The organism is Isoptericola sp. NPDC057653 (assembly GCF_042799955.1).
Classification (GTDB): Bacteria; Actinomycetota; Actinomycetes; order Actinomycetales; family Cellulomonadaceae; genus Isoptericola.
The window spans coordinates 994,623-1,020,838 of the sequence record NZ_JBHVHP010000001.1 but is presented as its reverse complement, the minus strand read 5'-3'; the positions used below and the strand labels follow the sequence as shown (position 1 = coordinate 1,020,838).

Sequence of the window (26,216 nt, the reverse complement as noted above, 5' to 3'; positions counted from 1 at the left end):
CAGGGGGTCGCGCCGGCGGCGCGGGGTGACTGCGGTCAGGCCGCGACGGTGGTGGCGGCCGATTCGAAGCGGCGCGACGCGTGCCAGCCGATGAGGAAGCGCTCGGCGACCTGGATGATCGCGAACAGCACGATCCCGAGGGCCGACATGATGAACAGGGCGGCGAAGAGCATCGCGGTGTCGATGTTGCCGTTGGCCTGGAGGATGACGTAGCCGAGGCCGTCGTTGCCGCCGACGAACTCGCCGACGACGGCGCCCGTGACGGCGAGCGTCGCGGCGACCTTGAGCCCCGACAGCAGCTGCGGCAGCGACGCCGGGAACATCACCTTGGCGAACGTCTTGATGCGGCTCGCGCCCATGGTCGAGGTGAGCTGCAGGATCTCGGGGTCCACCGAGCGCAGGCCGGCGAGGCCGGAGATCACCACGGGGAAGAACGCCATGAGCACCGCGACGGTGATCTTGGGCGCGAGGCCGAAGCCGAGCCACACCACGAACAGCGGCGCGACGGCGATCTTCGGGATGACCTGCGCCACGAGGATGATCGGGTAGAGCGTCTTCTCGGTGCCGCGGGAGTACGCCATCAGCACCGCCACGAGCTCGCCGACCACGACCGCGATCGCGAAGCCGACGACCGTCTCGTAGGTCGTCACGTACGTGTGGTGCAGCAGGTAGTCGACGTTCTCCGTCGCGGCGGCCCACGTGTCCGCCGGCGACGGCAGCACGTACGGCGCGACCAGGCCCTCCGCGGTGACGAACCACCACACCGCGAACAGCACCACCACGAAGGCGATGGGCCGCCACTGGTCCAGCACCCAGCGCACGGGGGTGGGCAGCGTGCGCGGACGCCGTTCCTGGGCGGGGGCCTCCTGGGCCGCCCGCCTCTCCTGCTCGACCGCCGACCCCGGTGTCGTCGTCACCATGCTGCTCCTCACGCCAGTGTGATGAACCTCGCGGAATACGCTTTCCGAGGTGAACGCTAAGCGGCTCGCCCGGGGGTGTCAAACAGGCAGGCCAGCCACCCTCGCGGCCGGCGGACGGCGCGGGAGCGGCCGCGGGGAGGGGCTCCGGGCAACGGTCTGCCCGGGCATCGTGACGGCCGCGCGGCCGGGAGCGGTCAGAGGTCCTCGGGCGCGAGCAGGAAGTCCGCCTCGTCGGCGATCTCCCCGCCCACGGCGGCGTGGATCGCCACCGCCATCTTCCCCACGAGGTCGGCCGCCCGGCGACGCGCGACGACGTGCGCCGCCTGCGGGAACTCCTGGTTCGCCTCGAACACGTCCGGGGCGTCCCAGCGCACGTGGTAGCAGACGGCGCCGGCCGCCGCCCACGGCAGCTCGCGCACCAGCAGCGGCAGCGTCTCGTCGCCGACCACCTCGACCGTGATCGAGCCGTCCAGGCCCAGGTCGCTGGTCAGCCCGTAGGCGTCCAGCACCATCGGGGCCTGCAGGGCGTCGATGTCGACGTCGTCGGCGCGCTCGTGGATCGCCTTGCGCACCTCCGGGTCGAGGGGCTCGCCCGGGTACAGGGGGCGGTCCGCGAGGCCGCGCGGCGGGCCCTGGTACGGCTTGCCCTCGGTGGCGAGCACGACGCGCGGGTGCACGGCCTGCAGCACGCGGTGCGCGGCCTGCGGGTCCAGCCAGATGTCGGAGTAGACCGTGAGGTCCACGGCCCGGCCCGGGTCAGGGGTCAGGACGACGCCCGGGCCGGAGGCGCGGCGGCCGCCGTCCGACTCGTCCCACGTGCCCGCGACGTCGAGCCGCACCGAGCCGCCCAGGCGGCGCGCCGCCTCCACCAGCCACTGGACGACGCGCTCCTCCTCACGGTTCGGCAGCGCGGCCGGGAACGCCCGGCCGATGCCGTCGCGGTCCCCGCCGAAGCGGGTGGCGTCGTCCCAGCGCTCGCGCGGGCACACGACGTCGAAGACCATCTCGGTGCCCGGCGGGAGGCCGGCGTCGACGCCCTTGCCGGCGGGCGCGTACGGCCCGGAGACCGCGCTGTGCCGCGACAGCCGCAGCACGCCCGGCTCGCCCGGGTTCGCCATCCGTCCCACCGGGACGTCCGCGCCCGGCAGGTCGGCCGGGACGACGTCCCAGCGCGTGCCGACGAAGCGCGACATCGCCAGCACCTCGATCTCGTCCACGACGACGTCCGAGGGGACTCCGAGCAGGTGGCGGGCCTGGTGACCCTGCGCCGACACCTGAGGCAGCGACGGCAGGGCCGGCTGGTTCTGCGCCGAACGGTTCTGGGCCACTTCGCGGAGCTCCTTCCGGGTCACGGGCGCGGCGCGCCCCGCACCGGTGCCGGCGCGACGGGACCGAGCGTAGCGACGTCCCGACCCCTCGCGGGACGTCCGCTCGGACCCCGCCCCGGGCCCGGCCCCGAACCCGGGGCGGCCGCCCCGCGCGCCGGTCAGACCGTGCTCCGGTGGAAGGACTGCCAGGACCGGCTCGCCGTCGGCCCGCGCTGACCCTGGTACCGCGACCCGTACGCGTCGGAGCCGTACGGGTGCTCCGCCGGCGACGACAGGCGGAAGAAGCACATCTGGCCGATCTTCATCCCCGGCCAGAGCGTGATCGGCAGGGTCGCGACGTTGCTCAGCTCCAGCGTCACGTGACCGGAGAACCCGGGGTCGATGAACCCCGCCGTGCTGTGCGTGAGCAGGCCGAGCCGCCCCAGCGACGACTTGCCCTCCAGCCGCGCGGCGACGTCGTCGGGCAGCGTGACCGACTCGAACGTCGAGCCGAGCACGAACTCGCCCGGGTGGAGCACGAACGGCTCGTCCGGCGCCACCTCCACGAGCCGCGTCAGCTCCGGCTGCTCCTCCGACGGGTCGATGAACGGGTACTTGTGGTTGTCGAACAGCCGGAAGTACCGGTCGAGGCGGACGTCGATGCTGGACGGCTGGAGCATGGACGCGTCGTACGGGTCGAGGACGACCCGTCCGGCGTCGAGCTCGGCCCGGATGTCGCGGTCGGAGAGCAGCACGGGGACACGGTAGTCGCCGACCCCGCCGGGCGCCCACGTACGCTCACGGACCGTGCGCGCCCTCGACATCGACGTCCCCGACGCCCTCGCCGACCGCTGGTCGGGCTGGTTCGCCCCCGCGCGACGCCCCTTCGTCGCGCCCGCAACCCTGGCCGCGCGCCTCCGGCTGCCCGACGAGCGCTGCACAAGCGCTCGCAGTGCTGGTTCAGCCCCGTGAAGGTGCTCGCCGTCGACGGCGTGAAGGCCGGCGGTCGCGCCCCGGGACGACGGCTGCGGCGCTACCGGATCGGCGCCGACTGAGGGGACCGGCGCCGCGCCGTGTACCATGGGTGCCGCGCACGCCGGGGATCGACCCCACGGCACTCTTCGGTCCTTTGCATCGAAGCATGGTCCCGCGCACGCGACAGCACCGCTGTCCACCGACAGAACTCCGCCCATCGAGCGCGGAGCGAGAGCAGAGAGCATCACTTCTTCTTCCACCCTGGAACGGCCCGTGCCCGAGTCTTCGGCACCCGCGTCTGCGGCAGAGGCCAGCCCCCGATCGACGCCCGTGTGGCGCCGCGCCGACGACGACCTGTGGGTCGCGACGGTCGACGGCGAGTACGGCGGCATGATCACCCGACGTCCCGACGGCTTCCACGTGCACGACCGCTACTCGCGGCCCGTCGCCGCCGTCCCCACCCTTGCCGAGGCGAAGCGGCTGCGCGCCCCTTCGCGCCCCGGCACCGTACGGGCTCGCCGAGCCCGTACCCGAACCGTCCGCGCCCGCTCGGGCGCGACGACCGGACCCACGTTCGCGGGTCCGTCGCATCAACGAGAGAAGACAACATGACCACCGGAACTGTGAAGTGGTTCAACGAGGAGAAGGGCTTCGGCTTCATCGCCCCCTCCGACGGCACCGCCGACGTGTTCGCGCACTACAGCGCGATCTCGGCCAGCGGCTTCCGCACCCTCAACGAGGGCCAGCAGGTCGAGTTCGAGGTCACCCAGGGCCCCAAGGGCCTGCAGGCCTCGGACATCCGTCCGCTCTGACGCCGCCGCCGGCACGCCGTCCGCGGCGTGCCGGCCACCGGTTCGGAGCATCAACCCCGGTTGGGTATGATCGGGGCGCGCACACCGTCAGGTGCTGCTGCGCGGGTGTAGTTCAATGGTAGAACTTCAGCTTCCCAAGCTGACAGCGCGGGTTCGATTCCCGTCACCCGCTCCACCACGAGGCCCAGACCGTTTCTCCGGTCTGGGCCTTCGTCGTCCCCGGGCCCCACGTGCCCGCGGACGGCCCGGCCACCCATGCGCCGGACGCATGAGTCGGGCGCCCGGCGTCTTGGCGCGCATCGGTCTCCCGCTGGCACGGTCGTCACCTCGACGACCCGAGGAGACGACCATGACCCGTCCCGTCCGCCGCCGGACCCTGCTCGCCGCGGCCGGCACCGCCGCCGCCGGAGCCCTGGCCGGCACTCCCCCCGCGCTCGCCACCCTTCGGGCGCCGGACGCGGGTGCGACCGGCTTCGCGTCGTTCCGCTGGCTGGGCGTGGCGGGCTGGCAGATCCGCACGCCCGGCGCGCACCTGCTGGTGGACCCCTACCTGACCCGCTTCGACACCGGGCTCGCGAGAGGTCGGTTCACGCCGACCACCGGGCTCACGGTGGACCCCACGGCGGTCGACGCCGCCCTCGGCCCGGCGGACGGGGCGGGCCGGGTCACCGCGACCCTGGTGACCCACACCCACTGGGACCACTTCGGCGACGTCCCGCACATCGCCGGCACCCGGGGCGGCACCGTGTTCACGACGCTCACCGGCTACCACCTGGCGCAGTCCCTCGGGGTGGCGGCCTCGCAGGTGGCGGTGCTCAAGGGCGGCGAGGAGATCGTCCTGGGCGACCTGGTGGTCCGTGCGATCCGGTCGCTGCACAGCCGCTCCGGCAACGGCGGGGTCCTGTTCCCCGGGGTGCGCCACACGGTGCCGCCCGCCCCCGCGACCGTCGCCGACCTGCCGGAGGGCGACACCCTCGCGTACCTCCTCCGCGCGCCCTCGGGCCGCAGCGTGCTGCTCCTGGGCGCGAGCGACTTCGACGACGTGTCGTTGCGAGGGCTGCGGCCCGACGCGGTCGCCGTCCCGGTGCCCGCCAACGACGTCACCAGCGAGTACGCCGCGCGGCTCATGGACGTCCTCGGCGGCCCACGGCTGGTGGTGCCCGTCCACTGGGACCACTTCGAGGCCCCGCCGACCGACCCGCCGACCGTGCAGGACGAGAAGACCGCCGGCCAGCTGCGCGCCACGGTGAGCGCGATCCGCCGCGCCTCGCCGCGGACCCGCGTCGTCGTGCCGGACTACCGGACGCCGCTCGAGCTCCTCTGACCGGGGGCGCCCGCGCGGACGGGCGGCGCCGTGCGGCGCACGAGGTCGTGCAGCCGGCGCGCGGCCCGCCCGAGGACGATCTCCGCGGCCGGCTGGGCGCCCGCCGCGACGGCCGACCGGCTGAGCACCACGACGACGATCCGGCGACCGTCCGCGTGCTCGACGACCCCCGCCTCGTGCCGCAGGTTGAGCACGGTGCCCGTCTTGGAGGACCAGGTGGACGCGTCGCGGTCGAACTCCGGCGCCAGACGCTGCCGGTGCACGTTGGCGGCGAGCAGCTCGCGCAGCCGGGCCGACACCGCCGGGTCCACCCTGTCGGCGCTGTCGGCGCGCCAGACGGCCGCGAGGAGGTCGGCCAGCACGCGCGCCGACGACGTCGTCGTCACCGAGACGTCGAGCCAGCGGATGACGCTGCCGCCGTTCGCCGTGGTCGCCATCGTCGCGAAGGCGTGCCCCAGGCCGGGGTGGAGGTGCTCCAGGGCCTCGACCGGCGTGTCGCCCAGCTCGCCCAGGCCGTGGCGGATGTCGATGCCCGGCACCGCGAGCTCGCGCAGCACCCGCCCGACCTGGGCCGGCGGGGTGAGGGCGAGCAGGGCGTCGCAGGCACTGCTGTCGCTCAGCGAGACGGCGAGGTAGACCAGGTCCTCCAGGGCCACGGAGGCAGGGTGCCGGAACCGCGTCGTCCCCGGCGGGCCTGCGGTCGTGACCCGCCCCGGCTCGACCGTCACGGTCGCGGCGGCGTCGAGCTCCCCGCGGCGGATCCGCTCGAGCGTCGCCAGGGCCACCGGGACCTTCACCAGGGACGCGATCGGCAGGTCGAGGTGCGGGTCGATCCCGACCTCGTGCCCGGAGTCGAGGTCGCGCACGAGGATCCCGGCGGTGAGCCCCGCGTCGGCGAGCTCGCCCCGCACCTGCCGGACCACGTGCGCTGCGGCGGACCCGGTGGGCTCCGTCACGCCGCGACCTCCGCGGCGCCCAGCGCGAGCGCGACGGCCGCGACCAGCGTGCCCTCGACGGCGCCGGCCGCCTCGGAGTGGCCGGCCCGCAGCTCCGCGCGGTACGTGCGGGTGAGGTCGACCCCGCCGAGCGGGGTCCAGGAGAGTCCCAGCTCGCGCGCCTGCGCCGGCGTGCACAGCAGCAGGTCCGCACTCGTCGTCACGGCGGCCAGGGCCGGGACCAGGGGCGCGACCCGCACCTGCGCGGGGAGGCAGCCCGCGGCGACCGCGTGGCGCGCCAGGGCGTCGCCGACGAGGGCGTTGTCGTCCTCCGGCGTGACCCACACGCGCCGCGGGGAGGCCGCGTCGCCCCGTCCCGGCGACAGCTCGTCCAGGTACACCCGCGCCCCGCCGTCCGGACCACAGCCACCGAGGCCCAGCGGCGCGGACCAGCGGGCCGCGCCGGTCGTGGCGGTCACCAGTGCGGCGTCGACGAACGCGTCCCGCACCAGCTCCGCACGCCGGGCCGGCGCGGCCGGTACCGGCCGCAGCGCGATCCCCTCCGCCTGGGCGTCCCCGATCAGCGTGGCAGCGGCGGACGGCGACATGTCCTCCGGGACCGCCAGGCGTACAGGGGCGGCCTCCCGCGTCGCGGCCGCCGCCCGCAGGTCGTCCGCCGCCTCGACGACGCGCTGCGCGGCGGGGAGCAGCCGGCGTCCCAGCGCGGTCGGGAAGACCTCGCGCGTCGTCCGGTCGAACAGGCTCCCGCCCAGGTGCGACTCGAGCGCGGCGACGCGGCGGCTGACCACCGGCTGCGGCACCCCGATCGACGCCGCCGCCCCGGTGAAGCTGCGACGCTCGCTCACCGCGACGAACGCGCGGCAGCCGCTCTCGATGTCCACGCGGCGATTATCCCCACCGGCCGGGCGAAGCGGGCGCGGCGACGGTCGTCCGACCGGCGGTCGCCGCGGGCCTGCCCTACCGTGCCGGGCATGAGCCTCGCCTCCCGCGCGCTGCACACCCGCTGGTTCGTCCGCGCCCCGATCGGCATGTTCCGGGCGGGCCTGGGGTTCCTCGCCGGGGGCCGGCTGCTGATGATGCAGCACCGCGGCCGGAGCAGCGGGCAGCGGCGGTACGTCGTGCTCGAGGTCGTCGCGCGGCCCGCGCCGGACCGCGCGGTCGTCGTCGCGGGCCTGGGGCCGGGGTCGCAGTGGTTCCGCAACGTGAGGGCCGACCCCCGCGTGCTCGTCTCGATCGGCACCCGTCGGGCCGATCGGGCCCGGGCGGTCGTGCTGCCGCCCGACGACGGCGCCGCGGTCCTGCGCGCGTACACCGACGCCCACCCCGGCCCGTGGGCGCAGCTGCGCCCGGTGCTCGCGGAGTGGGCGGAGCCGCTGGCCCGCGAGCGCGGCGAGGCCGACTGGCTCCGGGTGGTGCCGGTGGTCGAGCTGCGGCTGCTCTGACGCCCGTCGGCCCGGCCGGACGGCGCCCCGGGCGACGATTTCACCCGCCCGGGAGGCACGTCACCCCTCGACAGGGCGGGCGACGGCGCGGGCCGGTGCCTACGCTTCTGGCACCGCCCGCGCCCGTCCGGCCGCGGCACGCCGGAGCCCCAGGGGGAGTCATGCAGGCTCGCGCGATCACCGTCGCCGCTCTCGTCACCGCGGCGCTGCTCGCGGAACCGCTCGCCGCGGCGGGCGCACCGTCCGTCGCCGCCGCGCCGTCGGGCGTCCAGGCCGCGTCCGTCGCAGCGTCGGCCGCCGCAGGTCACGGCGACGACCTCACCATCGACGGTCGCGCCGTCGACGACCGTGCCGTCGACGACCGTGCCGTCGACGACACCGTCCGCTGGCAGTCCGCGGCGACGGGGGTCTCCCCCGACCTGGCGCGCTCGACCGTGCGCGCGCAGGCGGACCGGCGTGTGCACCAGGTGGACGTCGCCGTCGCGACGCCGCGCTGGATGTCCAAGGCCCGGGCGGCGCAGCTGATCCGCGACCAGGACGTGGACGCGCTGCTGGCGAAGGTCTCGACGTACTGGTCGACGCAGTCGGGCGGCCGGATCACCTTCGTCCGCAGCTCGGCGATCAAGCGGGTCGAGACCGGGGACGGGTCCTGCTCGACGACGGGCCGCATCATCTCGCAGGTGAAGGCGGGCGGGCGGGCGCACTACGGCTCCGGGTGGTGGGACTCGAGCACGCGGGGGCCGGGGCGGCGGGAGCACCTCGTGGTGCTGTTCCCGTACGTGCGCACCGACTTCCCGGGCGGCGCCCGCTTCGGCGACACGTGCGCCGGCACGCTCGGCCTGGGCTCGCTGCCGGGCGCGGCGGGCCGCGACAACCCGGGCGGCTGGTCCTTCTCGCTCTTCGGCGGCGCCGACGGCGAGGCGCGCTCCTCCCGCTTCAGCCACGCCCAGTACGCGACGGCCGTCTCGACGCTGGCGCACGAGCTGGGCCACAACATGGGGCTCGAGCACTCCGGCGTCGGCTGGTGCCGCGGCGCCGCCGACGGCGGCTTCACGTCGACGCGCTGCGGCGCGGTCGAGGGCCTCGACCCCATGGACCTCATGGGCGCCGACTTCGCCGCCGTCGGCACCGCGCCCCTGTCCCGGGCCCAGCTCAAGCGGCTGGGCGTGCTCCCGGCGTCGGACATCGTCACCGTCACGAAGAAGGGCGGGGCGCGCACCGTGACGATCGACGCCCGGCACCGGTCCACCAGCCGGCCCACCCTGCTGCGTGCCGTGGACCCGAAGACCGGGCAGTACTACTCCGTCGAGCTCCGCCGGCAGTCCGGGGCGCGCTACCCCTACCTCGGCGGCATGCCGTGGCGGGCGGCCGACGACTACACCGTCTCGTACGGGGTCACCGTCAGCCGGTTCGGGAAGAAGGGGTCGACGTGGGCGATCCCCGGCGAGCACCTCATCGTGCCGATGGGCAAGGAGTCGGCGCGGAAGTCGTACCTGCTCCGGGGCTCGACGTTCACCACCCGCTCGGGCGCGCTGCGCCTCACCGTGCGGTCCACGACGGACGGGACCGCGACGCTGCGGGTGACGTTCCCCCGCACCTGACGCCGGTCAGCGGCGGGTGCGCGGTCGCAGCCGCACGTCGGGCAGCGCGGGCGCCCGCAGCGGCCCGCTCGCGTACCCGTGCACCTGCCCGAACCGGCGCCCGGCGGCGCCGTCGGAGTACCGGGTGGGCGTGCCCGCGCCGTCGTCGGCGACCTGCGCCATCCAGTCGGCGCGCGCCCGGGCCACGTCGTCGTGCGTGCGGCCCACGAAGTTCCACCACATGACCACGTCCTCGGTGAACGGCTCGCCCCCGATGAGGACGGCGCGCACGGGCGTCGCGCCCGCGGTCACGACGAGGCGGTCGCGCCCCGGTGCGACGTAGCCCAGCTCGGCGGGCGGCACCGGCTCTCCCTCGAAGGTGGCGTCGCCGGCGTCGACCAGCAGGGCGTGCTCGAACGACGGGTCGGTCCCGACGGTGACGGTGGCACCCGCCGGCACGTCGAGCTGCGCGCCGACGATCGGCGTGTAGGTGCGGGCCGGCGACACCAGCCGCTCCCCCGCGACGCCGAGCGCGCCCATGAAGACCTGCACGCGCGCGCCGCCGGAGGTCGCGACGGGCAGGTCGCCATGGTGCTCGAAGTGGGGCGCGCCGCCGCGGTCCGCCTCCGGCAGCACCGTCCACAGCTGGACGCCGTGCAGCGTCGGCGGGCGGCCCTCCGCCGGGGACTCCTCCGAGTGCGAGATGCCGACGCCCGCCGTCATGAGGTTGAGCTCCCCCGGCCGCACCGCCTGGAGCGAGCCCACCGAGTCGCGGTGCAGGATCTCGCCGGCGAACAGCCACGACACGGTCTGCAGCCCGATGTGCGGGTGCGGCGGCACCTGCATCCCCGCCGACGCCGACACGTCGTCCGGGCCGTAGTGGTCGCAGAAGCACCAGGCGCCCACCAGCGAGCGCTGGCGCTGCGGGATGGTGCGGCGCACGTCCATGGCGCGCGGGCCGCCGAGCGGGACCTCCCGCGCGGTGAGCAGCTCGACCCCGGCGGGCTGGTCCCCGGCGGTGCAGGTGCGTTCCGTGGGGCGCGTCTCGAGGTTGCTCATGGGCCGAGCCTAGGACGCGCGAGGAGGGTGGTGCGCCGGGTGTGCCGAGGCCCCCCGGGGCGGCCGGGGGGCCTCGGAGATGACCGCGTACCCCTGATCGACGGTCCCGGGGACCAGGGGTGCCGTGGCGACGTCACGACCCCGACCGCTCGTCGCGTCCCGTCGAGGCCTGGTGCGTCGTCGCCTCTCAGGAACCCGTTCTCCACGAACAGCCGGGCGCGGGTGGTCTTCCGGCCCCGTACAGACACCTGTGTCGTCACCCACAACCCGCACCGCGGTACGGGACGGCCCGTCGTTCTCCGGTCGACCGTGTCCCGTGGAGTGGGCAGACGACCGTCCTTCGCAGGTGGTTCGTCGACCCGATCTCCGCAAGACCGGTAGGCACGTTTCTAGACCTGCTGGGAGTGCGGTGCAAGGGGTCCGAGGAGGGTTTTCCGGCCCGGATCTCCAGTCACAGCCTTGTCCACAAGCTGACCGGCGGAATCCCCACACCACCCACAGGCCTGTGGAAGAAATTTGTGGACGACGCGCCGGGCGCGACACGCGCTGCCCGTTCCGGGGATCGACGACGGCGTGGTAAGCACCGCGTCGGGGCGACGTCCTCGCACGGCGAAAACCGCGGGATCTCGCGGTTCCTGGCGGCATCTCCGGCGCTGACGGCATGGCCCCGCGCGGCACGGACGCCCGCCCGCGGCACGGTTCCAGCGTGGAACGCCCCAGGTGAGGGGCGCGGAGCACGCCGTCGTCCCGCCGCCGCGGTTGTGGACAGAGCCTGTGGACAGAGCCTGTGGACGACGGCGGCTCACACCCAGGCGCGCGTGCCCGGCGTGGGCGACTCCCGCCGCGCACTCAGGTCCGCGGCACGCAGGGCGAACCCGGCGTCGTCGAGGACCGCGCCCCCGGCCCGTGCCTGCAGCAGCGCCGCGATCCTCGCCAGCAGGGCCCGTGCCCTGGACCGGGCGATGCCGTGCACGCCCGACGGCACCTCGACCTCCAGCTCGTACGGGTCCTGCGGCAGCCACGCGAGGCGGAGCATCGTGGCCGGCGCGCCGTCGGGCCACGGCTCGTGCGCGAGCGCCCGGGGCAGCCCGCCCGCCGGCGCCTGGTCCACCACGAGGTCGCCGTCGTACGGGGTCCGCGCCACCACCCGGTGCCCGGGCACCCCGCCGGGCAGCATCCCGAGGTCGGACGTCGCGACCACCGAGCGCACCACCTCGAGCAGCTCCGCCGCGGGCACGGGCCGGGCCGGCCAGACGGACAGGTCGACGGACGCCGCAGGGTCCGGACGCAACGCCTGCCGGCCGTCGGCGAGCAGCACCCCGCCCGTGCGGCGGGCGGCCGCCACGGCCCACGTCACGACCCGCAGCTCCTCGCCCGCCGGCAGACCCGCCGCGAACGCCCGTACGAGACCGTCACGGTCGTCGTGGACCACCGGCCGCCCGGCGCGCTGGTCGAGCCCGCCGTCCACGCGGCCGAGCGCCCAGGCCGACGCCGGCCCGACGACCCCCAGCGGCGCGGCGGTCCCGTCATCGAGCAGGAAGGGGCCGGCCGCGCGGTGCTCGTCGCCCAGGCGCAGCAGGGCCGGCGTCGGCCGCCCGCGCACCCGCGCGCCGTGGAACCGGGCCCCGCCGCCACCCCTCGTCGGCGCGTCGTCGGCGGGCGGGCGCAGCCAGGCCACGTCGTCGAACCAGGCGGCGGCCAGCCCCAGCAGAAGGTCCGGCGCCGACGCGCCCGGCCGGGGCAGGACCAGCACGTGGTCCGCCATGTGCTCCGCAGGGACGAGCGCCGGGACCGAGGCCATGGCGCGGACGGTACCGCCGCCGGGGTCACCGGGACGTCACGGCGGTGTTGCGATCGTGTGACCTGCGGGGACGGCGCCCGGCGCGGTCAGGCGCGCAGGTCGTGCAGGTGGTGCACCACGTCGTGCAGGAAGTACTGGCCCAGGGTGCGCACGGTGAACACCGACCCGTTCGACCGGCGGCCGGTGCGCTCCTCCTGGCCCGGCTCGACCGCGTCGAACGCCGCCGCGACGACGTGCCCGGCGACGTCGATCTCGTCGGCCACGGCCGCCGGGACCTGGTGGGCGTAGTCGCTCTCGACGGCGGTGACGTCCTGGTCCCAGTTCTCGAACGCGGGGTCGTCCTGCGTCAGCATGAGCGCGAGCCGCTCGTCGAAGACGCGGAACACGTCGCGCACGTGCGCGGCGTACTCGAGCGGGGACCACACGTCCGGGCGGGGCCGCGCCGCGGCGTCGGGGCGCTCGAGGGCGGCGCGCCACCGCGGCAGGGAGTCGCGGACGGCCGGGCCGACGTCGGACGGGGAGACCTCGGCGGCCACGAAGCCGCACTCCGGGCACGGGCGCGCGAGCACCCAGGTCCAGTCCTTGGTGTCGGGCACGATGCCGTCCTCGGGGGCGGCGGGGGCAGGCTCGGACGACGCGGTGGGCTCGGTCACACCGGCACCCTAGCGTCCCGAGGTGCTGACAACGGATGCCTATGATGTCAGCATGCCCAAGATCATCGGGAAGAGCCTGCACGAGCACCGCCAGATGACCCGGCACAAGCTGTTCACCGCGCTGTCGACGTTGATGTCGGAGCGCGGGTTCGACTCCGTGACGCTGGCCGACATCGCGACGGCCGCCGGCGTCGGACGGACCGCGGTGTACAACCACTTCCCCGACAAGGAAGCGCTGCTGCTGGGCTTCATCACCCACGAGACCGAGCAGTACGCGCAGACCCTGGAGCGGGCCCTCGCCGAGGTGGACGACCCCGTGGAGCAGCTCCGGACGTACATCCGCCAGCAGGCCCAGCTCACCCGCGTCTTCCACCTCGCCCCCGGCCCGGACCTCCGTACCGTGCTCTCCCGCACCACGCAGGCGCGCCTGCGCGAGCACGCGGAGATCGTGGAGTCCATCCTCAAGCGCATCCTGCGCGCGGGGATCGCGGAGGGCGAGTTCCCCGAGCAGGACATCGAGCCCACGGTGCAGCTCGTCAACGCGTGCCTCTCCGGCCGGCTCGTGCCGGACGAGCCCGAGGCCCGCGAGCGCGCCGTGCGTGCCACCGAGGCGTTCGTGCTGCGGGCCGTCGGCACCCGCGTCCCCGTCGCCTGACCCGCTCCGCGGACCCTCCCGGCGGCTCCGCCGGGGGCCCGGGGTAGGGCCAGCCCTACCCCGAAGATCATCGCCTGCACGGTGGGGCGCCGACCGGCGCGTCGCAAGACTCGACGCATGACGATCCTCCAGCAGACAGCCCGGGTGAGCCCGGCAGCGGCCGCACCACCCGCCGTGGTGCAGCTCGTCGACGTGACCCGCGTGCACCCCGGCCCGATCCACGCCCTGCGCGGCGTGACCGTCGGGTTCGGCCGAGGGACGTTCACCGCCGTGATGGGCCCCTCCGGCTCCGGCAAGTCGACGCTGCTGCAGTGCGCCGCGGGGCTCGACCGCCCGACGTCGGGGCGCGTGCACCTCGCCGGACAGGACCTCGGGACGCTGCGCGAGCCGCGCCTCACGACGGTCCGCCGCCGGCACGTGGGCTTCGCCTTCCAGTCGTTCCACCTCGTCGACGCGCTGACCGTGCTGGACAACGTGCTGCTCCCCCAGCGGCTCGCGGGGCACCGGCCGGACCGCGCGTGGGCGCGCGAGCTGCTGGAGCGGGTGGGGCTGGCCGGGCGCGACAAGGCACGGCCGGCGCACCTCTCGGGCGGGCAGAAGCAGCGGGTCGCGCTCGCCCGCGCCCTCGCCTCCCGGCCGGAGGTCGTGTTCGGCGACGAGCCGACCGGCGCCCTCGACCTCGCGGCCGGCCGCGAGGTGCTGGGCCTGCTGCGCGGCTTCGTGGACGAGCTCGGCGCGACCGTGGTCATGGTCACCCACGACGCGGCCGCGGCGGCCCGCGCCGACCGTGTCGTGCTCCTCGCCGACGGCGCGCTCGCCGGCGAGCTGCACGCGCCCACCGTCGACCAGGTGTCGGCGCGCATGGCGGAGCTGACCCGATGAGCGCCCGTCTGGCCGTCGCGAGCGTCCGGCACCGCCGCGCGTCGTTCGCCGGGACGTTCCTCACGGCAGCCCTGGCGGTCGCCCTGCTCGCCGCCGGCGGCCTCCTGCTGTGGTCGGTGCTCACCGCCGGCCCGGGGGCCGACCGCTTCGCCCGGGCCGACGCGACCGTGGCCGGGGCCCGCGACGTCGCGGTCACCACGACCAAGGACAAGGGCGACAAGGTCAAGACGAAGACCAAGACGGAGCGCCTCACGGGCGCCGAGCCGCTGCCGGACACGGTCGTGCGGGCGGTCGCGGGCGTCCCGGGCGTCGAGTCCGTCGTCGAGGACCACGCCTTCCCGGTGGCCCTCGCCGCGGAGGGGGCACCGGTCGCCGCCCCCGGCGCCGCGACCGTGGCGCACGGCTGGTCCTCGGCCGCGCTCACCCCGTACCGGCTGGTCGACGGCACCGCACCCGGGCGCGGGGAGGTCGTGCTGCAGCGTGACCTCGGGGTCCGTCCCGGCACGGTCGTGCGGCTCACCTCCCGCACGGGCACGCAGGAGCTGCGCGTCGTCGGCGTCGTCGACGGCGACGTGCCAGGTCAGGCCGGGGTGTTCGTCCCGGACTCCCAGGTGGCCGCCCTGTCCGGGCTGACCGGACCCACGGCGCTGGCGATCCGGGCCGAGCCTGCGGCGGTCGACGCCGTGGCCGAGGCGGTCGACGGCGCCGCGACGGTCCACGCGGGGGCCGACAAGGTCGCCGCCGACCTGCCCGGCGCCGTGCCCGACTACGTCGGTGCCGTCTCCGTGCTCGGCTTCACGCTGGGCATCACGGGGTTCGCCGCGATCTTCGTGCTGACGGGGACGGTCTCGCTGAGCGTGCGCCAGCGGCAACGCGAGCTCGCCCTGCTGCGGACGATCGGCGCCACCCCCCGGCAGCTGCACCGGATCCTGCGGGCCGAGGCCGCCGTCGTCGCGCTGCTCGCCGCCGTGCCCGGCCTGCCCGCCGGGGTCGCGCTCGCCCACGTGCTGGCCGCCCGGTTCCGCGCGCTGGGAGCCGTCCCGGCGCAGCTCACCGTCGACGTGAACGTGCCTGTGCTCGTCGCGGCGGTCGCCGCCGGCGTGCTCGTCACGACGAGCGCCACCTGGGTCGCCGCGCGCCGGGCCGCACGGATCCCCCCGACCCTGGCGCTGCAGGAGAGCGCCGTCGCGGGCCGGGCGGGGACGGCACCCCGCGTCGTCGTGGCGGCCGTGCTGGTCGCCGGGGCCGTCGCCGTCCTGACCCTCGTGCCGCTCGGCGGACCGTTCGGCATGGGGATGTCGTTCGTCGCCAGCGCGCTGCTGCTGTGCGCGACCGTCGCGGTCGGCCCGCTCCTCGTCGGCGCGCTCACGGCGGTCGCCTCCCGCGCCGTGGCGGTCACGGGACCGCTGGGTCTGCTCGCCGGGTCGCTGGCCCGAGCCGGGAACCAGCGGGTCGTGGGGGTCGTCGTCCCGCTCACCCTCATGTTCGCCCTCAACGCCACCATGCTCCTGAGCGGCGACGTCCAGGCCCAGGTCACGGCGGACCAGCAGGTCGCCCGTTCGGCCCTGTCCGACGTCCGGGTCGCCGCCACCGACGGGCCCGGCGTCCCGCTGGACCGGGCGCAGGACCTGGCCCGGGACCCGCGGGTGTCGGGCGCCGCGGCGACGATCGGCACGCGCGTGGTCGTCGCCCGCGACGGCAAGCCGGAGGACTACGCCTCCGAGGGCCTGTGGGCCACGGGCGAGGACGCGCTCGACCTGGGCGTCGTGCACGGCGACCTCGGCGACCTCGGGTCACGGACCGTGGCGGTCAGCGTGCCCCTGGCCCGGGCGAACGGCTGGGCGGTCGGCGACCGGCCGACCCTCTGGCTGGCGGACGGCACGCCGGTCCGCCCCACGATCGTCGCCACGTACACGCGCTGGCGCGGCTTCGGCGACCTGGTCCTCCCTGCGGGCCGCGTGGCCGCGCACGACCCGCGCGGGCTCGTCGGCTCCCTCTACCTGCGGGGCGACGACGTCGCGGCCGTCGTCGCCGACGTGCCGGGTCTCGCGGCGACCGCCGCGGCCGACCCCCGCGCCGGCGCGGCGGACCTGCGCAACCAGCAGGCGGCCTGGGAGCTCATGGTCGTCATCTCGCTGGGCTTCACCGCGATCGCGGTGGTCAACACCTTCGCGGTGTCCACGGCCGCCCGTCGGCGGGAGCTGGGCGACCTGAGGCTCTCCGGGGCCACCGGCCGGCAGGTCCACGGGCTCCTCGACCGCGAGGCGGTCGTCGCGGTGGCGATCGCGCTCGTCCTCGGCTGCGCGGTCGCCGGCGCCGTCGTCGGGACGTTCAGCATCGCCCAGGACGGCCGGTGGCGGCTCTTCGCCGACCCCCTGCGCTACCTGGGGATGGTCGGCGCGGTCGGCCTCCTCGGGATCGTCGCGGGGGCGGTACCTGCCCGGATCGTGGTCGGACGGCGGTCCCTCCCGCTGATCGCGGGCTAGGTTCGTCCCGTGCTCCGTCGCGCCCTCGTCGCGCTTCCCCACCTGCTGGCCACCGTCGTCCTCGCGCCCCTGACGTTCACCTGGGCCCTGGTCACGACGGTGGTCAGCGGTGTGCTGTCCTTCACCTACCTCGCGCCGCCGGTCTTCCTCGCGGCCACGTGGGTCACCCGGCGCCTCGCCACGCTCGAGCGGGTGCGGGCGTCGTCCGTCCTCCGCCGCCCGGTCGAGGTGCCCTACGACCCGCCCGGCGGCGGAGACGTCTGGCGGCGGGGCCGCGCCCTCGTGCGGGACGCCGCCACGTGGCGCGACCTCGCCTGGCTGCTCCTCATGCTCCCCGCGGGGCTCGCGGGTGCGGCGGCCCTGGTCGCGGCCGTCGTGGACGTCGGCGTCGTGCTCGCGCCCGTGTGGTTGTGGGCCGTGCCCAACCCCTCGCTGCCCGCCGTCGCGGACTGGCTCTTCCACACCGTGGCCGGCCGGTTCGTGCTCAGCGCCGCGGGCCTCGCCCTCGCGCCCGTCGCCGCGTGGACCGTCGCCGCTGCCGCGCGCTGGCAGGCGCGGTCCGCCGCGGCCCTGCTCGGCCCGGGGCCGCGCTGGCGGCTGAGCCGTCGCGCGCACGTGCTCGAGACGAGCCGACGACGCGTCGTCGACGCCCAGGCCGCCGAGCTGCGTCGCATCGAACGCGACCTGCACGACGGCGCCCAGGCGCGGATCGTGGCCGCCGGGATGACCCTGGCGCTCGCCGACCGCCGGCTGCGCGCCGCGGGCCAGCCCGCCGACGACGTGCGTGCCGCGCGCCGCCAGCTCGAGGACGCGCTCACCGACCTCCGCCGGCTGGTCCGCGGCATCCACCCGCCGATCCTCACGGACCGGGGCCTCGTGGCGGGGCTCGCCGCGCTCGCGGGCGACGCCCCTCTGCCGGTGGGCGTCACGGCCGGCGCGCTGGGCGCCCTGCCCCCGGCGGTCGAGTCCGCCGCCTACTTCGTGGTCGCCGAGTCCCTCGCCAACGTCGTCAAGCACGCGGACGCCGCGACCTGCGACGTCACCCTGGTACGCCACGCCGACGTCCTGACCGTCGAGGTGCGGGACGACGGCGTCGGCGGCGCCGACCCCGACGGCTCCGGGCTGGACGGCCTCCGCCGCAGGGCCGAGGCGCTCGACGGCCTGCTCGACGTCACCAGCCCACCCGGAGGACCGACCGTCGTGAGGACGGAGCTGCCGTGCGCATCGTGATCGCGGAAGACCTGCTGCTGCTGCGCGACGGGCTGGTGCGCATGCTGACCGACACCGGTCACGACGTCGTCGCGGCCGTGGCCTCGGGCCCCGACCTGGAGGCCGCCGTGGACGAGCACGCCCCGGACCTCGCGGTCGTGGACGTGCGCCTCCCGCCGGACTTCCGTGACGAGGGGCTGCGCGCGGCGCTCGCCGTGCGACGGCGTCGGCCCGCGATGCCGGTCCTGATCCTGTCGCAGTACGTGGAGCGCGTGTACGCGGCGGAGCTGCTCGCCGACGGGCGCGGCGCGGTCGGGTACCTGCTCAAGGACCGCGTGACCGCCCTCGACGACTTCCTCGACGCCCTCGAGCGGGTGGCGTCCGGGGGCACGGCGATGGACCCCGAGGTGGTCCGGCAGCTCGTCGCCCGCCAGGGCCGTGACCGCGGGGTCGCCGCCCTGTCACCGCGGGAGCGCGAGGTGCTGGGGCTGGTGGCGCAGGGGCTCTCCAACTCGGCGATCGGGGCCGAGCTCCACCTCGCCCCCGCCTCGGTGGAGAAGCACATCGGCAACATCCTCACCAAGCTGGAGCTGCCGCCCTCGGACGACACGCACCGGCGGGTGCGGGCCGTGCTGGCCTACCTCAACGGCTGACGCGGGAGCTCACCAGGCGTCGGCGGGCAGGTGGTGGTGCTCGGCCGGCGGCGGCTGGTACGGCTCCGGGACGGGCGCCAGGTGCGCCCGCGCGAACTTCAGCGCCGCCTGGAGGTCGGCGTGCCGCTCGCTCGCGGTGCGCGCCTTGCGGGTGGAGATCTCGACGACGACGTCGCCGGCGAAGTCGCGCCGCACCAGCTCCTCGAGGACCTTGTCGCATGCCATGTCGCCGCGGCCGGGCACCATGTGCTCGTCCCGCCCGGACGCCGTCCCGTCCGCCAGGTGCACGTGCCGCAGCTTGTCGCCGAAGCCGTGCACCAGCGACAGCCCGTCCTGGTGGGCGATGGCGGCGTGCGAGAGGTCGAGCGTGACGGCGTCGTAGTCGTGGTCGGCCGGGTCCCAGCCGGGCAGGTAGGCCTTGAGCTCGCGGTCGCCGCGGGAGCGCGGCTTCCACGGGTACATGTTCTCGACGGCCACGGTGACGCCGCCGGCCTGGTCCGCGCTGGCCACGTTGAGCTCGTGCACCAGCTCCTGGAACTGCTTCGCGTACTTGTACTGCCAGCGGAACGGCGGGTGGACGACGACCGTCGGCGCCCCCAGCTCGCCGGCCATGCCGACCGCCCGCCGCAGCTTGTCCGCCGGGGACCGGCCCCACACGCGCTGGCTGACCAGCAGCGTCGGCGCGTGGACCGACCGGATCGGCACGCCGTGCTCGTCGGAGAGCCGCTGCAGCGCGGCGGGGTCCTGCGTGGCCGGGTCCGACCAGACCATCACCTCGACGCCGTCGTAGCCGAGCTCGGCCGCGACCTCGAACGCGAACGCCGCGCGGCGCGGGTAGACGGACGCGGTCGACAGCGTCACGGGTACGGTCACGTCTTCGGTGGCACCAGCCATGCCTCGCACGATAGCCGCCGCGGCTGGACGAAGGCTGACAAGCGGCTGTCCTCCGACCGCGCACCGGGTGTCGGACAGGTGCCGCACGGGTGCCCGATAGGGTCGCGGTCATGGTGCGTGCGGTGGTGTTCGACGTCGGCGAGACCCTGATCGACGAGACCCGGATCTGGACCCGGTGGGCCGACCGGCTGGGGGTGCCGGCCCTGACCTTCCTGGGCGTCCTCGGCGGCTGCGCGGCCCTCGACCTGTCGCACCGGCACGCGTTCGAGATGGTGCGGCCCGACGTCGACGTCCCGGCCGAGATCGCCCGCTGGGCGCTCGACGACCCGGACGGGCTGCGGGAGAACTTCGACGCCGACGACCTCTACCCCGACGTCCGCGAGGCGCTCGCCGCGCTGCGCGCCGCCGGCCTCACCGTCGTCGTGGCCGGGAACCAGCCGCCCCAGGCCCGCGCCGCGCTGGAGGCGATGGGCCTGCCCGTCGACGCGATCCGCACCTCCGACGAGTGGGGCGTGGAGAAGCCGGACCCGCAGTTCTTCGCGAAGGTCGCCGAGCTCAGCGGGCTGCCCGCCGGTGAGATCGCGTACGTCGGCGACCGCCTCGACAACGACGTCCTGCCCGCCGCCGACGCCGGGATGGTGCCGGTGCTGATCCGCCGTGGCCCGTGGGGCTACCTGCACGCCGAGCGGCCCGAGGCGGCGCGCGCCACCGTCGTCGACTCGCTGCTGGAGCTGCCCGCCCTCCTCGCCGCGTGAGCAGCCGCTACGCTCGCGCGGGTGCTCACCAAGACTGAGGTCACCGACGACCAGGTGGTCGCCCTGCTCGCGCCGGTCGGCGCGGTGCGGACGGTCGCGCCGCTGAGCGGCGGCATGTTCGCGAGCGTGCTGCGCGCCGACCTCGCCGACGGCCGGGCCGTGGTGGTGAAGGTGACCGGTGCGGACACCGCCCGGCTGCTGCGCTACGAGCACGGCGTGCTCGGCACGGAGGCGGAGGTGGACCGCCTCGGGCACGCGGCGGGGCTGCCGGTGCCGCGCGTCCTGCACGTCGACACGACCCGCGCGCACGTGGACGGCGACGCCCTCGTCACGACGTTCCTCGACGGCGACCTGTGGAGCGCTCTCGACCTCGACGCCGACGGCTCCGCCCGGGCACGCCGCTCGCTGGGTGCCCTCATGGCGCGGCTGCACCGCCTCACGGGCGACCGGTTCGGGTACCCCGCCCCGGAGGCCGGCCTCACCGCCCCGACGTGGCCCGAGGCGTTCGACGCCATGGTGCGCGCGGTGCTCGACGATGCCGAGCGGTGGGGCGTCGACCTCCCCGTCGACCGCATCCTCGGCGCCGTCGCACGGCACCGCGACCCGCTCGCGGCCGTGACCACGCCCCGCCTGGTGCACGCGGACCTGTGGGCGGGCAACGTGCTGCTCGACCCGGAGGGGCGCACGGTGGTCGGCGTCCTCGACGGCGAGCGCGCGCTGTGGGGCGACCCGGTGTTCGAGCTCGTCGGGGCGGACCAGCTCGGCGTCGGCGCCGTGGACCCCGACCTCCTCGCCGGCTACCGCGACGCGGGCGGCGACCTGGGCGTCGGCGACGGCACCCCCGGGTCGGGCGACCCGGACGCCTGGCGCCGCCTGCGCCTGTACCGGGCGTACTTCGCCTGCCTGCTGGTGGTGGAGCTGCTGCCGCGCGCCTACACCGGCGACTGGGTGGCCGGGCACGAGCGCGCCGCCCGCGCCAACCTGCGCACGGTCCTCGACGAGCTCGACGCCTGACCTCGCGTCAGCCGGTCCAGCCGAGGCGGCCCAGCGCGTTGAGCGTGAGCAGCACCCCGAGGCCTCCGAGCGCCCACCCGGTGAGCTCGGCCGCGTTCTTCGACAGCCACCGCTCCAGCCGGGCCAGGAGCGGCTCGACGACGCGGCGCGCCAGCAGCCGGCCGCCGAGCAGCAGGAGCGCCGGGAGCACCATGACGACGCAGTAGGCGGCCAGGACGCCGACGCTCGCGGTCGTCGTCAGGCCCGACGTCGCGAGGAGGCCGATCGCCGCCAGGTACGGCAGCATCGTGCCGACCTCCAGCGCCACGGCACCCAGCGCGAGGCCCAGCAGGGGCAGCAGCGACGCCTGCGGGGGCGCGGCGGTCGCCGTCGGGAGCAGGCCCGGGACGGCGACGCCCGCCTCGGCGCCCGGCGTGGCGCCCGCCTCGATGCCCATCGCGCGGGCGCGCCAGCGCACGAGCCGCCCCGGCTTGGCCCCTTCCCGCTCGGCGCGGGCGGCGGCCTTCTTGCCGTCGAAGCGGAAGCTCAGCGCGAACAGGCCGAGGCCCAGGAGGAGCTGCAGGATCATCGCGGGCCGGGAGTCCAGGGCGGCGCCGTACCGGTCGAGGACGGCGCCGGCACCGAGCATCACCGCGATCCCCACCGCGAGGTAGAACGCCGCCACCGTGCCGAGGTACGCGAGCAGGCGCGCCGGGCGCGGCCGGCCGGGCGACATCAGCAGCCACACGGGGATGAGGAGGGTGCCGAAGCTGGTCGAGTCCACGAGCGCCAGCACCACGAGCACGCCGGCCATCGCGGCGAGGCCGGCGCCCTCGATGCCGCCGAGGTCGAAGGGAAGGTCCATGCCGTCGATCCTGGCGGGCGGCCCGGCCGCGGTCGTCGGCCGAACGAGTGATCCTGCGGGCGCCGCCACGCGGTCGGACGCCGCGGATACACCGTTCGACCGATCCCCCGCGCCGCCCCCTGTGCTGGGATGGGGCCGTGACGACCGACCACCGCGCGCCGACGCTGCTGGGCCGTGTCGTGCGCGTGTGGGGCGGCGACGACCGGCGCGGCGACGTCGCCACCGCGCTGACGCTGTTCGCGCTCGGCTGGCTCCTGCTGGAGGTGGGGCTCGTCGACCTCTTCCGGGGCGGCCCCCTCGGCGCGACGACGCCGCAGCCGTGGTGGCGGGTCGCGCTCCTCGCCGTCGGGTGCGCCCTCACGCTCGCCAAGCGCTCCCACCCGATGCTGGCGCTCGCCGGCGGCGTCGCGGTCACCCTGGTCGACCTGGCGTGGGGCGGCAGCCTCGCGATCCTGCTCGTGCTGTGGGACCTGCTGTTCGCGGCGGCGATGTGGTCGGGCCCGACGGCGCGCCGGTGGCTGTGGAGCACGGCCGTCGTGCTGAGCGTCGCGGGGGCGGTCGCCGCGGGCGAGGCGACCCGCGACGCGCGCGCCTTCGTCACGATGGGCCTGAACCTGGGCGCGATCCTGCTGGTCCCGATGTGGTGGGCCGACAACGTGCGGCAGAAGTCCGAGCTGGCCGCCGTGGAGCGTTCTCGCGCGGACGAGGCGCGGCGGACCGCGGAGCTGGAGCGCGAGCGCGCCGCCGACCTCGCGCGCATCGGCGAGCTCGACCGGCACGAGGCGGTCCGGGCGGAGCGTGCCGCCATGGCCCGCGACCTGCACGACGTCATCGCCTCGCACCTGTCGACCATCGCGATCCACTCGGGCGCGGCGCTCAGCGGCCCGCCGGACGCCGACCGGGACCGCGGCGCCCTCGAGCAGGTGCGCGCCAGCGCGGTCGAGTCGCTCACCGAGATGCGGTCGATGATCGAGCTGCTGCGCGCCGACGCGCCCCGCGACCCGCTCGCCGCCCCCGGCCGGTTGGACCGGCTGGACGACCTGCTCGACGCCGCCCGCGCGGACGGCACCGTCGTGACCGTCGACGACCCGGACGGCGTGGCCGGCGCGGACCGCCCCGCCGCCGTCGGGCACGCGCTCTACCGGATCGCGCAGGAGGCGCTCACCAACGCCCGCAAGCACGCGCCCGGGGCCGGCGTCGCCGTGCGTCTGGCCCGCGAGCCGGCGCTCGGCGACGTGGTCGCGCTGGAGGTGCGGAACGCCGCCCCGCCCACCGGCCGCCCCGGCGACGTCGCGTCGGCGGCGCCCCTCAGCGCGGGGACGGGGATGCTCACCATGCGCGAGCGCGCCGAGGCGCTGGGCGGGTCCTTCGAGGCCGGGCCGACCGACGACGGCGGCTGGGCGGTGCGGGCGCGCGTCCCGTCCGGCGCCTTCGACGCGGGCAGCGGCACGGACACGGAGAGCGGGGCGCGGACCCGATGACGGCGACCCCGGCCCCCGGCACGGTCCGCGTGCTGCTCGCCGACGACCACGCCGCCATCCGCGCCGGCCTCCGCCTCCTGCTGGACGCCGCCGACGGCGTGGAGGTGGTGGGCGAGGCCGCCGACGGCACCGCGGCGGTGACCAACGCCCGCGCGCTGCGCCCCGACGTCGTGCTCATGGACCTGCGCATGCCCGGCACCGACGGCATCACCGCCACGCGGGCGATCGTCGCCGAGGGGCTGGCCGACGTCCTCGTGCTCACCACCTTCGACCTGGACGAGTACGTGGACGGCGCCCTGCGCGCGGGCGCCGCCGGGTTCCTCCTCAAGACGGCGGAGCCCACCGCCCTCGTCGACGCCGTGCGGCGCGTCGCGGCCGGGGACGGCGTGCTCGCGCCCGAGGTGACGCGGCGCGTGCTGGCGCAGCTGAGCGGCGGGCGGGCCCCGGCCCGCGGGCCCTCGCCCGCGACCACGACCACGACCGACCCCGCCGGCCGGCCCGACCCCCGGCTCGCCGGTCTCACGCCGCGGGAGGTGGACGTGCTCGGCGCGCTGGGGCGCGGGCTGTCCAACCAGGGCATCGCGGACGAGCTGGTCATCACCGAGGCCACGGCCAAGACGCACGTGTCGCGGGTGCTGGCCAAGCTGGGCGTCGTCTCGCGGATGCAGGCGGCGATCGTCGCGCGGGACGCCGGGCTCGCGTAACCCTCGCGGGGCGCGTCGCCGTCGCGCGGCGCGTCGTGCGGCGCGCCGTCACCCGGCAGGGGCTGCTGTTTTTCGCCTCGTCAGCAGAACGGGATCCGTGACCGCCCACCTGTCACCGGTCCGGCCCAGCACGATCTGCGTCCCCAGCCGGATCCGCGCTCGCACCGCAACCATCGCTCCTGGTTCGCTGACGACAGGAAGAACGACACCGCGGTCGGCGCGGCGACACGCCAGGCGACACGCCCGCGGAGTCGGCGCAGGGCGTCAGCCGACGGGCGCGAGGCCCGGGCTGCGGACCACCCGGGCGGCGTGCGCGGCCGCCGCCGACAATGCCTCCGCGACGTCCGCGCCGCGCAGGTGCGCGTCGAGGAAGCCCGCGAAGAACCCGTCGCCCGCGCCGTTGGTGTCCACGACGTCGTCCACCCGCTCGGCGGGGACGTCGACGAAGCCGTCGGCCGTGAGCGCCGTGGCGCCGCGCGCGCCGTGCGTGCAGACGACGAGCCGTGCCCCCGCGGCGAGGCGGTCGGCCATGAAGGCCCGGTGGTCGGGCAGGCGGTCGGAGCTGAGGAACACGTGCGTGCCCGCCTCCGCCCACGGGCGGTGGAACGCGGTGTCGCCGTCGTAGTCGTGCAGGTCGACCCACACGTCGCGCCCGCGGTCGGCCGCCGCCGCGAGCACGGGCAAGGAGTGCACCGCGAGGTCGACGACGACCGCCGCCGCGCCGTCCACGGCCGCGAGCGCCTCGTCCCAGCCCGGCCCGCCGGCCCGGACCTCGCCGGGCGCGCGCAGGTACACCGACAGCCGACCGCCGGCGGTGTCCATGAGGTTGAGGTGGCTCTCCGTGCGCCCGTCCGGGGCCGGCTCGACCAGGAGACGGACGCCCGCGTCGTCGAGCACGCCACGGACGCGCGCGCCCTCGTCGTCGGCGCCGAGGACGGTGCGCAGCACGACGCCGCGACCCAGGCTCGCGAGGTTGAGGGCCTTGCCCGCGGAGGTGCCGCCCACCGTGTCGTACGCGCCGCGAGCGAAGACGGTGTGCGGCGTCGGGTCCGGCAGGGCGTCCAGGTGGACGATGCGGTTCCAGGACGCGGGGCCGGCGACGAGGACGTCGGGAGTGGTCACGCCGGAACCCTAACGGCCGAGGTCGCGGCGCCGCGTGCGCGGCGCCGCGACCCGGGCAGGGCCCGCGTCGTGGGGCTCAGTCGTCGACGCCGTACCGGGCGTCCCACCGGTCCTCGTCGCGGTCGGAGGCGCTGCCCTGGCGCACCATGTCGGTGCTCGCGCCGCCGCTGACGTGGTCGCTGCCGCGCTCGCCCTCGACGAGGTCGTGGCCCTTGCCGCCGTACAGGCGGTCGTCGCCGGAGCCGCCCTCGAGGTGGTCGTTGCCGGTCGACCCGCTGATCCGGTCGGCGCCGCTGTCGCCCTCGAGCTCGTCGTGACCCGAGCCGCCGTAGATGCGGTCGTCGCCGCGTCCGCCGTCGACCTCGTCGTTGCCGCTGCCCGCGCAGATGACGTCGTCGCCGCCGTTGCCGTCGATCTCGTCGGCGCCGCCGCGGGCGACGATGACGTCACGGCCCGAGGTGCCCTCGATCTCGTCGGCCCGGTCGGTGCCGACGATCGTGGCGCGCAGACCCGCGCAGGTGGGCGTCGCCGCCTGCGCGGACGACGCGAGGGCCGCGGTGGACAGGCCCGCCGCGGCCAGGGTGGCGAGCGACAGCGCCGCCAGACGGCGGGTGCGGGTGGGGCGAGCCCCTCGGGTGCTCGCTGCCGGGGTGCGTGCTGACTGGGTGCTCATCGTCGGACCTCCGTG

25 protein-coding genes and 1 tRNA gene are annotated in these 26,216 nt (G+C 76.1%); 14 read left to right on the top strand and 12 right to left on the bottom strand.

The window, feature by feature from the left end; translation table 11 throughout:
• Positions 1-35 precede the first annotated feature (35 nt).
• The 3 genes from ACFU9A_RS04620 to dcd form a co-directional block, all read right to left on the bottom strand.
• Positions 36-917: an ABC transporter permease gene (locus ACFU9A_RS04620; protein ID WP_430574088.1), complete on the bottom strand. Its 882-nt coding sequence runs from the start codon at positions 915-917 to the stop codon at positions 36-38.
• A gap of 197 nt (positions 918-1,114) precedes the next feature.
• The gene (locus ACFU9A_RS04615; RefSeq protein ID WP_430574087.1) at positions 1,115-2,248 is read right to left on the bottom strand and encodes a hypothetical protein; all 1,134 of its coding nucleotides are present in this window, start codon (positions 2,246-2,248) and stop codon (positions 1,115-1,117) included.
• Positions 2,249-2,406: 158 nt separating this feature from the next.
• Positions 2,407-2,982 (bottom strand): dCTP deaminase, encoded by a 576-nt coding sequence (gene dcd, locus ACFU9A_RS04610; RefSeq protein WP_430574086.1) that lies wholly within the window; start codon positions 2,980-2,982, stop codon positions 2,407-2,409.
• A gap of 828 nt (positions 2,983-3,810) precedes the next feature.
• Here dcd and ACFU9A_RS04605 point away from each other — a divergent pair.
• The 3 genes from ACFU9A_RS04605 to ACFU9A_RS04595 all read left to right on the top strand — a co-directional run bounded on the left by ACFU9A_RS04605 (position 3,811) and on the right by ACFU9A_RS04595 (position 5,338).
• Positions 3,811-4,014: a cold-shock protein gene (locus ACFU9A_RS04605; protein ID WP_380244697.1), complete on the top strand. Its 204-nt coding sequence runs from the start codon at positions 3,811-3,813 to the stop codon at positions 4,012-4,014.
• A gap of 101 nt (positions 4,015-4,115) precedes the next feature.
• A tRNA-Gly gene (locus tag ACFU9A_RS04600) sits at positions 4,116-4,189 on the top strand.
• A 174-nt stretch (positions 4,190-4,363) separates the two neighbouring features.
• Entirely contained in the window at positions 4,364-5,338 is a 975-nt protein-coding gene (locus ACFU9A_RS04595) for an MBL fold metallo-hydrolase (RefSeq protein ID WP_430574085.1), read from the top strand.
• Here the strand turns inward: ACFU9A_RS04595 and ACFU9A_RS04590 are convergent.
• Both ACFU9A_RS04590 and ACFU9A_RS04585 read right to left on the bottom strand, forming a co-directional pair.
• Positions 5,311-6,294 (bottom strand): serine hydrolase, encoded by a 984-nt coding sequence (locus ACFU9A_RS04590; RefSeq protein ID WP_430574084.1) that lies wholly within the window; start codon positions 6,292-6,294, stop codon positions 5,311-5,313. The genes ACFU9A_RS04595 and ACFU9A_RS04590 overlap by 28 nt on opposite strands.
• Positions 6,291-7,175 carry a LysR family transcriptional regulator gene (locus ACFU9A_RS04585; protein WP_430574083.1) on the bottom strand — a complete coding sequence of 295 codons (885 nt, stop codon included), beginning with the start codon at positions 7,173-7,175 and terminating at the stop codon, positions 6,291-6,293. The genes ACFU9A_RS04590 and ACFU9A_RS04585 overlap by 4 nt, the downstream gene beginning before the upstream one ends.
• Before the next feature lie 90 nt (positions 7,176-7,265).
• Between ACFU9A_RS04585 and ACFU9A_RS04580 the strand changes: the two genes are divergently transcribed.
• Positions 7,266-7,736 carry a nitroreductase family deazaflavin-dependent oxidoreductase gene (locus ACFU9A_RS04580; protein ID WP_430574082.1) on the top strand — a complete coding sequence of 157 codons (471 nt, stop codon included), beginning with the start codon at positions 7,266-7,268 and terminating at the stop codon, positions 7,734-7,736.
• A 161-nt stretch (positions 7,737-7,897) separates the two neighbouring features.
• Entirely contained in the window at positions 7,898-9,337 is a 1,440-nt protein-coding gene (locus ACFU9A_RS04575; protein WP_430574081.1) for a hypothetical protein, read from the top strand.
• Between the two features lie 6 nt (positions 9,338-9,343).
• On the opposite strand, the gene ACFU9A_RS04570 is transcribed toward ACFU9A_RS04575, so the two are convergent.
• The 3 genes from ACFU9A_RS04570 to ACFU9A_RS04560 form a co-directional block, all read right to left on the bottom strand.
• A complete protein-coding gene (locus ACFU9A_RS04570; protein WP_430574080.1) occupies positions 9,344-10,375 on the bottom strand; it encodes a pirin family protein in 1,032 nt (343 codons plus the stop codon).
• Positions 10,376-11,177: 802 nt separating this feature from the next.
• The gene (locus tag ACFU9A_RS04565; RefSeq protein ID WP_430574079.1) at positions 11,178-12,176 is read right to left on the bottom strand and encodes a hypothetical protein; all 999 of its coding nucleotides are present in this window, start codon (positions 12,174-12,176) and stop codon (positions 11,178-11,180) included.
• Positions 12,177-12,262: 86 nt separating this feature from the next.
• Positions 12,263-12,829 carry a DinB family protein gene (locus tag ACFU9A_RS04560; protein WP_430574078.1) on the bottom strand — a complete coding sequence of 189 codons (567 nt, stop codon included), beginning with the start codon at positions 12,827-12,829 and terminating at the stop codon, positions 12,263-12,265.
• Positions 12,830-12,881: 52 nt separating this feature from the next.
• On the opposite strand from ACFU9A_RS04560, the gene ACFU9A_RS04555 reads away from it, so the two are divergent.
• From ACFU9A_RS04555 to ACFU9A_RS04535, 5 genes are all read left to right on the top strand, one after another.
• Complete coding sequence (locus ACFU9A_RS04555) at positions 12,882-13,484, top strand: TetR/AcrR family transcriptional regulator (RefSeq protein ID WP_430574077.1); 603 nt, start codon at positions 12,882-12,884, stop codon at positions 13,482-13,484.
• 117 nt (positions 13,485-13,601) lie between these two features.
• Positions 13,602-14,366 (top strand): ABC transporter ATP-binding protein, encoded by a 765-nt coding sequence (locus ACFU9A_RS04550; protein ID WP_430574076.1) that lies wholly within the window; start codon positions 13,602-13,604, stop codon positions 14,364-14,366.
• Positions 14,363-16,852 (top strand): FtsX-like permease family protein, encoded by a 2,490-nt coding sequence (locus tag ACFU9A_RS04545; protein WP_430574075.1) that lies wholly within the window; start codon positions 14,363-14,365, stop codon positions 16,850-16,852. The genes ACFU9A_RS04550 and ACFU9A_RS04545 overlap by 4 nt, the downstream gene beginning before the upstream one ends.
• A 9-nt stretch (positions 16,853-16,861) precedes the next feature.
• Positions 16,862-18,082 (top strand): sensor histidine kinase, encoded by a 1,221-nt coding sequence (locus tag ACFU9A_RS04540; protein WP_430574074.1) that lies wholly within the window; start codon positions 16,862-16,864, stop codon positions 18,080-18,082.
• A complete protein-coding gene (locus ACFU9A_RS04535; protein WP_430574073.1) occupies positions 18,070-18,714 on the top strand; it encodes a response regulator transcription factor in 645 nt (214 codons plus the stop codon). Before ACFU9A_RS04540 ends, ACFU9A_RS04535 begins: the two co-directional genes overlap by 13 nt.
• 9 nt (positions 18,715-18,723) lie before the next feature.
• On the opposite strand, the gene ACFU9A_RS04530 is transcribed toward ACFU9A_RS04535, so the two are convergent.
• Positions 18,724-19,608: a sugar phosphate isomerase/epimerase family protein gene (locus ACFU9A_RS04530; protein ID WP_430574072.1), complete on the bottom strand. Its 885-nt coding sequence runs from the start codon at positions 19,606-19,608 to the stop codon at positions 18,724-18,726.
• Positions 19,609-19,718: 110 nt separating this feature from the next.
• Between ACFU9A_RS04530 and ACFU9A_RS04525 the strand changes: the two genes are divergently transcribed.
• Positions 19,719-20,363: an HAD family hydrolase gene (locus ACFU9A_RS04525; RefSeq protein ID WP_430574071.1), complete on the top strand. Its 645-nt coding sequence runs from the start codon at positions 19,719-19,721 to the stop codon at positions 20,361-20,363.
• A gap of 21 nt (positions 20,364-20,384) precedes the next feature.
• Positions 20,385-21,377, top strand: coding sequence for a phosphotransferase family protein (locus ACFU9A_RS04520; protein WP_430574070.1), 993 nt, complete (start codon positions 20,385-20,387; stop codon positions 21,375-21,377).
• A 7-nt stretch (positions 21,378-21,384) separates the two neighbouring features.
• Here the strand turns inward: ACFU9A_RS04520 and ACFU9A_RS04515 are convergent, their stop codons facing one another.
• A complete protein-coding gene (locus ACFU9A_RS04515; protein ID WP_430574069.1) occupies positions 21,385-22,221 on the bottom strand; it encodes a GAP family protein in 837 nt (278 codons plus the stop codon).
• 137 nt (positions 22,222-22,358) lie between these two features.
• Here ACFU9A_RS04515 and ACFU9A_RS04510 point away from each other — a divergent pair, with 137 nt between their 5' ends.
• Together ACFU9A_RS04510 and ACFU9A_RS04505 are read left to right on the top strand one after the other, a co-directional pair.
• Complete coding sequence (locus ACFU9A_RS04510) at positions 22,359-23,702, top strand: sensor histidine kinase (RefSeq protein WP_430574068.1); 1,344 nt, start codon at positions 22,359-22,361, stop codon at positions 23,700-23,702.
• Positions 23,699-24,406, top strand: a complete 708-nt coding sequence (locus ACFU9A_RS04505) for a response regulator (RefSeq protein ID WP_430574067.1) — start codon at positions 23,699-23,701, stop codon at positions 24,404-24,406. The genes ACFU9A_RS04510 and ACFU9A_RS04505 overlap by 4 nt, the downstream gene beginning before the upstream one ends.
• 264 nt (positions 24,407-24,670) lie before the next feature.
• On the opposite strand, the gene ACFU9A_RS04500 is transcribed toward ACFU9A_RS04505, so the two are convergent.
• Together ACFU9A_RS04500 and ACFU9A_RS04495 are read right to left on the bottom strand one after the other, a co-directional pair.
• Complete coding sequence (locus ACFU9A_RS04500; protein ID WP_430574066.1) at positions 24,671-25,528, bottom strand: carbohydrate kinase family protein; 858 nt, start codon at positions 25,526-25,528, stop codon at positions 24,671-24,673.
• 76 nt (positions 25,529-25,604) lie between these two features.
• On the bottom strand, positions 25,605-26,201 hold the full coding sequence (locus ACFU9A_RS04495; RefSeq protein WP_430574065.1) for a calcium-binding protein: 597 nt from the start codon (positions 26,199-26,201) through the stop codon (positions 25,605-25,607).
• Positions 26,202-26,216: the final 15 nt, after the last annotated feature.